Source organism: Butyrivibrio sp. AE3009, assembly GCF_000420845.1.
Taxonomy (GTDB): domain Bacteria; phylum Bacillota; class Clostridia; order Lachnospirales; family Lachnospiraceae; genus Butyrivibrio.
In genome coordinates, this window is the sequence record NZ_ATVS01000063.1 from 1 (window position 1) to 9679 (window position 9679).

Sequence of the window (9679 nt, forward strand, 5' to 3'; positions counted from 1 at the left end):
GTTTTGAAGGTACAAACATTCCTCCTTAGCTCAGTCGGTAGAGCATTCGGCTGTTAACCGAAGTGTCGTTGGTTCGAGTCCGACAGGGGGAGCTATAGTATAGACATATGACTTTATGAGTACTATACTAGAGATAGACTGTTACTAGAAGTTGAAACGGTCTGATGCGGCTCCGTGGTCAAGCGGTCAAGACATCGCCCTTTCACGGCGGTAACACGAGTTCGATTCTCGTCGGAGTCACTTTCAGGAGATTTAGCTCAGTTGGTTAGAGCAACCGGCTCATAACCGGTCGGTCCCGGGTTCAAGTCCCTGAATCTCCACTCGATTTTTGTTTTTACAAAAATCAAACCCAGTATAAATTTGGGGTCTTAGCTCAGCTGGGAGAGCATCTGCCTTACAAGCAGAGGGTCACAGGTTCGAGCCCTGTAGGCCCCACTTGTGCGATATGCATGATGCATATCGCATATTTTTTACCACAAATTAATATGGTAAATGCCGGCGTGGCGGAACTGGCAGACGCCCGGGACTTAAAATCCCGTGGGTAGCGATACCCGTACCGGTTCGATCCCGGTCGCCGGCAGTAATGTGTATGGCTGTAAACTTAGATTTTATCTGAGTTTGCAGCTTTTTTATGAGAGAAAATTTCTCCGAAATTCCTATATCATAAAAAACGCTCCGTTAAGGATGCGCACCTCGTGGAGATGATGTTTATTGCTTCGCAATACCGCTCGGGCGCGAAAGAGTCGCGGGCGACTCTTTGTTCTATTAAATCAAAAGTGGGACAGATTGATGCTGGCGTCATAACAATAATAATGAAATGTGTTATAGATTGTAATAAGTGGCTCATAAAATGTGTGAAATATGATTGAAGTGCCTATTTTTTTGTGATAGCATTATTTTGGAGGTTGACAAAATGTATTACAGAAGAAAGATAGATGACTATCTAAATAATTGGAAAGCAGATCCTGAGCATAAACCTCTGATAGTAAAAGGCGCAAGACAGATTGGAAAAACCGAATCAATCATGCATTTTGCTGAGGGAAATTATGAAAATGTTGTATATATAAACTTTGCTTTAGAGAAAAAATTTATGCAAATCCTTGCAGATGGATATGATGTGGAAAGCGTAATAAAGAATTTATCATTAGCTGATCCATCTTTAAAGTTTGTGCCTGGCAAAACCATTATTATTTTTGATGAGATACAGGAAAACCCTGATGTTGCAACAACGCTCAAGTCATTTAGGATAGACGGTAAATATGATGTTATCTGTAGTGGCTCCATGTTGGGAATAAATTATAAAAAGATTCATAGTAACAGTGTTGGCTCAAAAACGGACTATGAGATGTATTCTATGGATTTTGAAGAGTTTCTTTGGGCAAAAGGTTATAGCCAGGAACAGATTGATTCCATATTATCGCATATGCTTGAGATTAAGCCATTTAATGACAATGAGCTTACTGTCTTTAAGAGTTTATTCCTGGATTACAGTGTGCTTGGAGGAATGCCGGAGGTCGTAAAGTTATATATTGAGTCTGGAACATTCTCAGGAACACTTGATGTACAGGAGCAGATCAGGCTTGATTATGAAGAGGACGTAAGAAAGTACGCGGAAGGTCTTGATCAGACAAAGATAATAAGTGTTTATAGAAGTATTCCTGCTCAGTTGGCCAAAGAAAACAAGAAGTTCCAATTTAATAAGCTTGGGAAAAATGCGAGATCAAGAGAATATACAGGATGTATAGAATGGCTTATTGATGCAGGCGTTATAACAGAGTGTAATTGCTTGCAGTATCCTGAACTGCCATTAAAGGGAAATATTGAGGAGAGTAAATATAAGCTATACTATCCGGATACCGGATTATTGGTATCCGCGCTGGATGAGGAAGCTCAGGAAGATCTTAGAGTTAATAAAAACCTTGGAGTGTATAAAGGTGCTTTATATGAAAATTTTGTGGCAGAGGCCTTTATTAAGCAGGGATTGGGACTTTTTTATTACAAAAAGGAAAATTCTACGTTGGAAGAAGATTTTTTTGTAAGAACTCAGAATGATCTTATACCTGTTGAGGTTAAGTCCAATAGTGACCAGTCAAAGTCTTTGTCTACACTCATTAAGAATGAGAATTACAGTGATATTACATATGGAATAAAGCTAGGAGATTTTAATGTGGGACATGCAAATGATATATATACGTTCCCATATTTCTGTGCATTCAAGATGAAGGAATATCTGAAGAAAATAGTTAAATAATTATCAGACTTATACACTGTATAAAAAGAGGCTTAATGCTTTTGATGTGAAAGAAAGCTAAGTTGGAGCAGGAACTATTAACAGCTGATGAAACAAAGCGTCAGCAATTGCAGATGCAGCTTGACCAGGTAAACATGGAGCTGACTTTAAAGGATAATGATGCATATAGATGGCAGCATTCGACAGTCATCTAGTCTAAAAAGCCATTTAGCAGTATGAATTTCTGTTAAATGGCTCTTTTTCTGTTATAGTAAAAATATGTTTTTGTTGGAGGGTGTTCGATGAAGCTTATTGTTATAGATGTACAAAAAGGAATCACCGATGAAAGACTATATGATTTTGACGGATTCATAAGGAATGTGACAAATATTATTGATGCTGCAAGGAAGAATAATGTTGAGGTTATTTATGTTCAGCATGATGATGGCCCTGGAACTGGCTTCTCTTTTGGTGACAAGGATTTTGAGATAGCTGATCAGGTGGCTCCAAAGGAAAATGAGAAGATTTTCATAAAGACGATAAACAGCTGCTTTGGTAATAATGATCTTGCAAATTATCTCAGAGAATCCAAAGAAAAAGATTTGATGATAGTCGGATTGCAGACGAACTTTTGCGTTGATGCCTCTGTGAAATCGGCTTTTGAAAGAGGATACAAGGTAATAATTCCGAAAGGTACCAATTCTACTTTCGACAATGATTACATGGATAGAGAAACTACCTACAAGTATTACAACGATATGATGTGGCCGGAAAGATTTGCAAGCTGCATTTCTGTTGATGATGCAATTAAGATGATAGAGGATTTGCGATGAAGCTGGATAACATAGAATGGCTCTTTTTTGATGTTGGTTCAACTTTGGTAAGTGAGGAAAAGCCATTTTTACATAGACTACACGAAATTGCTGATGCTGTTAATGAACCTTTTGATGAGATACAGAATAAGGTTCTTCAGCTTTATAAGGAAAAGAAAAAGGGAGAACGAGTACTGATTCAGGAATATGGAATAGAAAGACCTCGCTGGAGAAGTGAAGATGAGGAATTGTTTCCGGAGTCATATAAGTGCCTTGAGCGATTGAGTAAGAAATATAAAATTGGAGTCATTGCTAATCAGCTTCCGGGAACAGCAGCCAGATTAGAAAAACATGGTGTTTTAAAGTTTATAGATATTGTCATTGCTTCTGCAGAAGAAGGATTAGAGAAGCCTGATAGGAGAATATTTGAGCTTGCCTTATCAAGGGCTAATTGTAAACCTGAGAATGCAGTCATGATTGGAGATAGGGTTGATAATGACATAATACCTGCTAAGAAAATAGGTATGAAGACTGTTCGTGTGAAGCAAGGGATGTGGAAATACTGGGATGCTCTTGGCGAAGAGGAACAGGCAGATTTTGAGGTTGATGATCTGAACGAGGTAATAGAGCTGTTTGGATCGTCATGAAATCTTAATGGATTTTGCAATGAAGGATTATTGTTTGGTAAATAAGCTTGTTGACAACTATAGCTTCACTTGCGATTTATTGAATGGTTTTAGGTGGTATCAGAAAGTATAAGGTGGACCTTCAGAAATAATGCTATTCTGAGGGTCTATTTCATGTGGTAAAAAATATTCTTTTTTTGATGTTTTCCGCACATTTTACATGGCTCATCCGTTAATCATTATGAAGGGAGGTTGAAAAAGGTATCCATGGACTTAGAAAATGCTTACGACAAAATATACCGGTATGTCTATTTCAGGATAAAGAACCGGACAGTAGCTGAAGATATCACCCAGGAAACTTTCCTTCGATTTATCAGTCAGAAAGGCAATATACATGATTATGAGGTGAAGTATCTCTACACCATTGCCAGGAACCTGTGCATAGATGAGTTCAGGCGGGTGAAGCCGGATTCTCTTTCAGAAGATTATGAACATATAGCAATGGACAGCTGATAACTTTCAATACGAAAAGGTGGCAGAGATTGAAAATGGTATCATATCTGATAATGCACGCCTACAGGAGTATTCAGCAGATGAGCTTTACAGGGAGCGGGAAGCAGCCATTTTGGACCTTATGAAAGAGGAAAGGCTGGCTGATGAAGAGATAGTGTGGTGGCAAAATGAGAATGCAAAAATAGATACACCATTTACATATCGTTATTGTCAGGGGACCATAAATTTTGCTCAGGGAATGTCACTGACACTTATGTGTATAATGCTTATTTCGGCGTTATGCCTGTCTACAGTTTTTACGATAGAGCACCGTCAGCGTACAGATCAGATAGTGATCAGTTGCAGAAATGGGCGGAAGGAGACATATCTTTTAAAAATAGCAGCTGGCTTATCTGTTGTAATTGGGTGTTCAATTTTATCGGCGGCTCTTTTGGCTGGTCTGATTGCTGTTCTATACGGGATTAATGGCCTTAATGCTATTGTTCAGATGGAGATTCCTTTATCAGCCTATTCATTAACGATGGGGCAATTTATTATCGTGCAAATGATCGTTATGATCAGCGCAGCTATTCTTTTTGCCGCATTTGCAATGGCAATATCAGAGGTCATAAAGAACAGCCTTGCAGTAATGGGCTTCATGGTGGGATTGTTTATTTTCGGTCAGTTGGAACTAATTCCACCAAGATACCGAGTATTGGCACAGATAAAAGATATGCTCCCATCAAATCAGATAAGTATATGGACACTGATGAAGTACAGGTTGGTAGGCCTTGGAGGGCATTATGTTACAACATATGTGGCTGCTCCTATCATATATGTTTTTATAGCGATTATTTTGATAGTTATTGGAAAAGTTGCTTACGACAGATTTCAGGTTACAGGGAGATAGAAACAGACTAATACCGGAAGGAATGAGAGATGCTGTTTTGGACAATTGTTATGTCTTCAAACTTGCATACAATAATCGTTTTTATTCAGTAAATATGAGTATCCTTTATCATACGAAAGTGGGTCAGAAATTGGACCAAAAAAGAAGGTGAGTCCGCAAGGCTCCTTTCCATGCGGGTTCTGAGATGTCACAAAAGTTCGATCCCGGTCGCCGGCAGTAAGCATTAGAGAATCGCATTAGTTTGCGGTTCTCTTTTTTGTTGTCATCTTGTACTATAGAATAGTGTGCATATATGTTGGATGGGGGAAGGGGAGACTTAATTATGGTTATACATCCAATTGAACCAATATATGATAAGAGTTCAAAAATACTTATTCTGGGAAGTTTTCCCTCTGTTAAATCAAGAGAAGAAGGATTTTTCTATGGGCATAAGCAGAATAGATTTTGGAAGGTGGTTTCCGGAGTATTCGAAGAGGAAGAGCCAGGGACGATTGAGGAGAAGAAAGCTCTTTTGATAAGGAACAAGATTGCATTATGGGATGTGATACAGTCTTGCGATATTGTCGGTTCGTCTGACTCCAGCATCACTAATGTAGTGCCGAACGACTTAAGCCTTATCTTAAACATAGCGGATATCAAGGCAATATATGTCAATGGTAAAACGGCACTTAAGTATTATGAAAAGTATACAGAGCCTGTGATCAAAAGACCTGCAATATGCCTTCCTTCGACTAGCCCTGCCAATGCCGCATGGAATATGGAAAAGCTTCTGAGCGCATGGAAGTGCATAAATGAATAAAAAAAGTATTGACCTTGCCCTAAGGGAATACTTTATCCTTGTAGATGAAAACAAATATGCAAAGGGGAGGCTATGAACAGAAAAGACATATTCAGTCTTTTGCGGAATTAACCGCAGACGAGAGAACTGAGATAGGAAATACAATAGCAATTGCAGAAAGAGCTCTAAAGGAACTGAAAATTGCTGAAACTGTTACTTTGGTGCAGGAAGAACGCTCCAAGCACTTTCATATATGGATTTTTCCTAATCAGGAGTGGATGCTGGAAAAATTCGGATATGGTTTGCAGTATCTGCGTGATATCAATGCTTTTGCCAAAGATAATGCTTCTGATGCGGATATTGAAAATGTGATAAGGACTGCCGAAGAAATCAAAAAATACATAGAAGGCGAAGATAAATATGACTAAAATCATTCCAATAAAAGAGCTAAAAATAAAAGAAGCTGCAGCAAGAGAGCTTCCTAAGGATATTGAAGAAGGAGTACAAGTCTACTGGAATGAACTTACAGCAAAGTATCCGGGGATGTTTAATGGGGCGTTATATTCTGTAATCAATATGGAAAATGATGACGGCACAGTCACGATAACCTGTGAGCCCTCTGATTATGCTCATTACAAATACAGTGAGATCATGGATCTTGGAGAGTATGCATGTAGAAGTATGTATGCCGGTTGCATATTAGTTTCATCTGACAAAAAGCTGTTTGTTTCGTTAAATGGCGTAGGTTCAGAGTTTGTAGGAAAGATTCAGGGAATAGGTGGAGTTATGGACCCTTCTGACAGGATTATTGGTGGTGCCATACGCGAGGATGGTAGCACAGATAATAACAAATTATCACCTTTAGTGACAGCATTTCGAGAGCTTGAAGAAGAGGTTGGAAAGGAAATCAGGGATAGCGTTACTGATATAGGCAAATCATATCTTGTTACTAATGACAATAAGTACGGCTTTCCTTTTGTTTTTTATTCAAACCTTGATTCAGAAACAATTCAACATGCCTTTGATTCTTTTAAGAAGGAGACAGGCAGTGATGAGGTTGATAGACTGATTTCTTTTGGAAAAGATGATATGGCTGAACTTGAGAAATATGAATCCGGACAAGATATTGGTGTAGTGGATCTTTTGAAAATCATTATGGGTGAATTGTAAAAGATGAAACGGAATATTACTTGTCTTTATCTCTGTATAATGGATAAATAAAGATAAATAATAATTATGTTATGCATATTTGGGGCTTTTTTATAAAGGTACTATATTCTGCAAAAGTGGTACAAATTTGGGACAAAAGAAAAGCAAGGCCGGCGAAGTCCCTTTCTCTGCGGCTTTGCGAGACTACTAAAAGTTCGATCCCGGTCGCCGGCAGTAAATGTAGAGAGAAGCGAAGAGCTTCTCTTTTTTTATATTAATTTGACAGTTTGGTCTATAGGGTATAAACTAAAATAGTCGATAGGGTATAGACCAAATGATAAAGGAGAGCTGTTATGGAAATTGGGGAAGTTCAAATGCAGTTTGCTGAGCTTATATGGGAAAATGAGCCTGTTGGTTCAGGTGAACTTGTGAGATTATGTGCTGAAAAACTGGGATGGAAGAAATCAACAACCTATACGGTTCTTAAAAAGCTTTGTGACAAAGGGCTTTTTAAGAATGATGATGGAGTAGTAACTTCATTGATTTCGAAGGAAGAGTTTTATACGAGGAAGAGCGAGCAGTTTGTTGAAGAGACCTTTGGCGGATCATTGCCGGCGTTTCTTGCTGCATTTACTTCGAGACAGAAGCTGTCATCAAAAGAGATATCGGAAATAAAGAAAATAATTGACAATGCGAAAGACTGATAAAGTAGACTTGCGGAGGAAATATGTATGGGGACATTGTTTATTAAAATCATCGAGATCAGCATAGCAGCTTCTTTTCTAATGATGGCTGTAATTCTGATAAGATTTCTGCTTAAGAAGGCACCAAAATGGTTTATGGGAGTTCTGTGGGCTATTGTGGCGCTAAGACTTCTTTTCCCTTTTCAGATAGAAGCATCAATCGGCTTTATGCCAAGGTTTGGGGATGGAATAGAATCTTACTTTGTCGGAGCAAATGACTCTGACAGCATGATATATGTCATCACGGATGATGACGAGGCTTTTACAGCTGAGGCTACGCCCCATGAATACACACCAAATGAGGAGAATCCTGCAGCTACTGATGGTGATGTGACTGATTATCTTCCAACAGAGCAGATCATAGTCACAGAACCTATTCCTGATTCTAATACGGATTCATCACTTTGGCGAAGAGATCTCTTTGTAAGACTTCAGATGCTCTGGCTTTTTGGAATGCTGGTTATCCTGGCCTATGTTGTGTTCAGTTATATTTCGATTCGTAAGAGGACGAGAGAATCCCTTAGACTTGAAAATGAGAGTAATGTATATGTCTGCGATGAGATAGATACTCCATTTATCCTGGGAGTTTTTAAACCTGTGATATATCTGCCTTCAGGACTTGATGATGAAACTGTTAGGAACGTTCTTGCCCATGAAAAGACACATATTAAGAGGCTTGATCATCTCAGAAAACAGTTCGGCTTCCTTTTGTTGGCGGTATATTGGTTCAATCCGCTTTTATGGGTGTCATATGCTCTTTTCTGCAAAGACATAGAGCTTGCCTGTGACGAGAAGGTAATCAGCCATATGTCCCTTGATGAAAAGAAATCCTATGCCAACTCACTTCTTCTGTGCAGTACGCACAAACGCTTTGTTCTTGCATATCCTCTGGCTTTTGGAGAGATTGGCGTTGGAACGAGAATAAAGCAGATTTTTAATTATAGAAAACCTACGCTGTGGCTTGTCACTGCGCTTGTTGCCATATGTTTGGTACTTTCATCAAGCTTTTTTACCAGCTTGTCCAAGGGTAAAGATATATCAGATGAAACCAGCGATGCGGAAGCAAATATCGTAATGACCAGGGAAAGGTTTATCCAACAATGGTGCGAGAACTTCAAGGACAGAAATGCAGACGGGATACTTGGGGCAGTAACTGATGATGTTCGGGATAACCTGGTTAGGGAAGGACTGCTAGAAATTGATGGCGACAGCGCAGAATTTGGCTGGTCCAGTCCATGGCCGGGTATGAATCCTGATTCCAAGCACAGCTGCGCTTTTACATATAACGGTGCGGATGAAACAGAGGCTGAGATTTATTACTGCGCTACGGACTCTGAGCCACATGTATATTTGTGGAAGGAAACTATCAGAGTAGAAAAAGATGATAATGGTGATTACAAGGTAGTTTCTGAGAAATTCAAAAGCTATGAGGATGTTGAATCTTCAGAAGAGTACGGGATGGCATTGGATGCCAGCAGCATGCTATCTGATGCACTGGACTATTCGCAGAATGGACTTGGCTCGGCATTAAACAGAAATGCTAAGAATAATGCGACAGGTAACTATAAGAAACTTTTTGATCCTGTTACGGCTGTAAGATATCTTCTTAACCTGTCCGAAGATGAAGCGAAGGTGACTCTGTTACCGGCAGAAGCTGTAGGGTACGGCGCCTTTGTTGCTATAGATTTTTATGATATTGACTATGACATCAGCGTTGGAGTTCTGCAGCCCTGGGGACCAAGTGGGATTTATGTTCCGGTGAAATATCTTCAGCGCGAGGAAATTATTATTTCCGGTAGCGTACATGACGGAGAAAATGGCTACGAATATCAGGAAGGAGATGGTAGCTTCGGGGATCTTCCAAATGCTGAGGGAAGTGAAGGAGAATGGATAGATCTCAATTATAGTACCTCTGCGAGAAAACCCCTTCCGTCAGGTT

10 protein-coding genes and 5 tRNA genes are annotated in these 9679 nt (G+C 39.4%); all 15 read left to right on the forward strand.

Translation table 11 applies throughout. From position 1 onward, the window contains the following. Window positions 1–19 precede the first annotated feature (19 nt). Window positions 20–92 (forward strand) — tRNA-Asn (locus G588_RS0117490). Between the two features lie 76 nt (window positions 93–168). Beyond that, window positions 169–240: transfer RNA gene (locus tag G588_RS0117495), tRNA-Glu, on the forward strand. A gap of 6 nt (window positions 241–246) precedes the next feature. Then, a tRNA-Ile gene (locus G588_RS0117500) sits at window positions 247–320 on the forward strand. A gap of 42 nt (window positions 321–362) precedes the next feature. Continuing rightward, window positions 363–435 (forward strand) — tRNA-Val (locus G588_RS0117505). A 59-nt stretch (window positions 436–494) separates the two neighbouring features. Then, window positions 495–580 (forward strand) — tRNA-Leu (locus G588_RS0117510). Between the two features lie 333 nt (window positions 581–913). Further along, the gene (locus G588_RS0117515) at window positions 914–2251 is read left to right on the forward strand and encodes an ATP-binding protein (RefSeq protein ID WP_022779992.1); all 1338 of its coding nucleotides are present in this window, start codon (window positions 914–916) and stop codon (window positions 2249–2251) included. A gap of 281 nt (window positions 2252–2532) precedes the next feature. Beyond that, a complete protein-coding gene (locus tag G588_RS0117525; protein WP_022779994.1) occupies window positions 2533–3063 on the forward strand; it encodes a cysteine hydrolase family protein in 531 nt (176 codons plus the stop codon). Next, on the forward strand, window positions 3060–3689 hold the full coding sequence (locus G588_RS0117530) for an HAD family hydrolase (protein ID WP_022779995.1): 630 nt from the start codon (window positions 3060–3062) through the stop codon (window positions 3687–3689). The genes G588_RS0117525 and G588_RS0117530 overlap by 4 nt, the downstream gene beginning before the upstream one ends. Before the next feature lie 246 nt (window positions 3690–3935). Further along, window positions 3936–4181, forward strand: a complete 246-nt coding sequence (locus tag G588_RS20845; protein ID WP_022779996.1) for an RNA polymerase sigma factor — start codon at window positions 3936–3938, stop codon at window positions 4179–4181. Window positions 4182–4200: 19 nt separating this feature from the next. Beyond that, window positions 4201–5070, forward strand: coding sequence for an ABC transporter permease (locus G588_RS0117540; protein WP_022779997.1), 870 nt, complete (start codon window positions 4201–4203; stop codon window positions 5068–5070). Window positions 5071–5392: 322 nt separating this feature from the next. After that, entirely contained in the window at window positions 5393–5869 is a 477-nt protein-coding gene (locus G588_RS0117545; protein ID WP_022779998.1) for a DNA-deoxyinosine glycosylase, read from the forward strand. A 44-nt stretch (window positions 5870–5913) separates the two neighbouring features. Continuing rightward, window positions 5914–6276, forward strand: a complete 363-nt coding sequence (locus G588_RS0117550) for a hypothetical protein (RefSeq protein ID WP_196805007.1) — start codon at window positions 5914–5916, stop codon at window positions 6274–6276. Further along, window positions 6269–7018 carry a hypothetical protein gene (locus G588_RS0117555; RefSeq protein ID WP_022780000.1) on the forward strand — a complete coding sequence of 250 codons (750 nt, stop codon included), beginning with the start codon at window positions 6269–6271 and terminating at the stop codon, window positions 7016–7018. Before G588_RS0117550 ends, G588_RS0117555 begins: the two co-directional genes overlap by 8 nt. A 332-nt stretch (window positions 7019–7350) precedes the next feature. Beyond that, window positions 7351–7701 carry a BlaI/MecI/CopY family transcriptional regulator gene (locus tag G588_RS0117560; RefSeq protein WP_022780001.1) on the forward strand — a complete coding sequence of 117 codons (351 nt, stop codon included), beginning with the start codon at window positions 7351–7353 and terminating at the stop codon, window positions 7699–7701. A 27-nt stretch (window positions 7702–7728) separates the two neighbouring features. Continuing rightward, the coding region (locus G588_RS20850) for a M56 family metallopeptidase (RefSeq protein WP_035788901.1) at window positions 7729–9679 on the forward strand (1951 nt) is incomplete at its 3' end.

Excerpts from the sequence above, each read along its gene's own strand:
- G588_RS0117515 (WP_022779992.1), top strand. The coding sequence starts at position 914 with ATGTATTACAGAAGAAAGATAGATGACTATCTAAATAATTGGAAAGCA.
- G588_RS0117525 (WP_022779994.1), top strand. The coding sequence starts at position 2,533 with ATGAAGCTTATTGTTATAGATGTACAAAAAGGAATCACCGATGAAAGA.
- G588_RS0117530 (WP_022779995.1), top strand. The coding sequence starts at position 3,060 with ATGAAGCTGGATAACATAGAATGGCTCTTTTTTGATGTTGGTTCAACT.
- G588_RS20845 (WP_022779996.1), top strand. The coding sequence starts at position 3,936 with ATGGACTTAGAAAATGCTTACGACAAAATATACCGGTATGTCTATTTC.
- G588_RS0117545 (WP_022779998.1), top strand. The coding sequence starts at position 5,393 with ATGGTTATACATCCAATTGAACCAATATATGATAAGAGTTCAAAAATA.
- G588_RS0117550 (WP_196805007.1), top strand. The coding sequence starts at position 5,914 with ATGAAAACAAATATGCAAAGGGGAGGCTATGAACAGAAAAGACATATT.
- G588_RS0117555 (WP_022780000.1), top strand. The coding sequence starts at position 6,269 with ATGACTAAAATCATTCCAATAAAAGAGCTAAAAATAAAAGAAGCTGCA.
- G588_RS0117560 (WP_022780001.1), top strand. The coding sequence starts at position 7,351 with ATGGAAATTGGGGAAGTTCAAATGCAGTTTGCTGAGCTTATATGGGAA.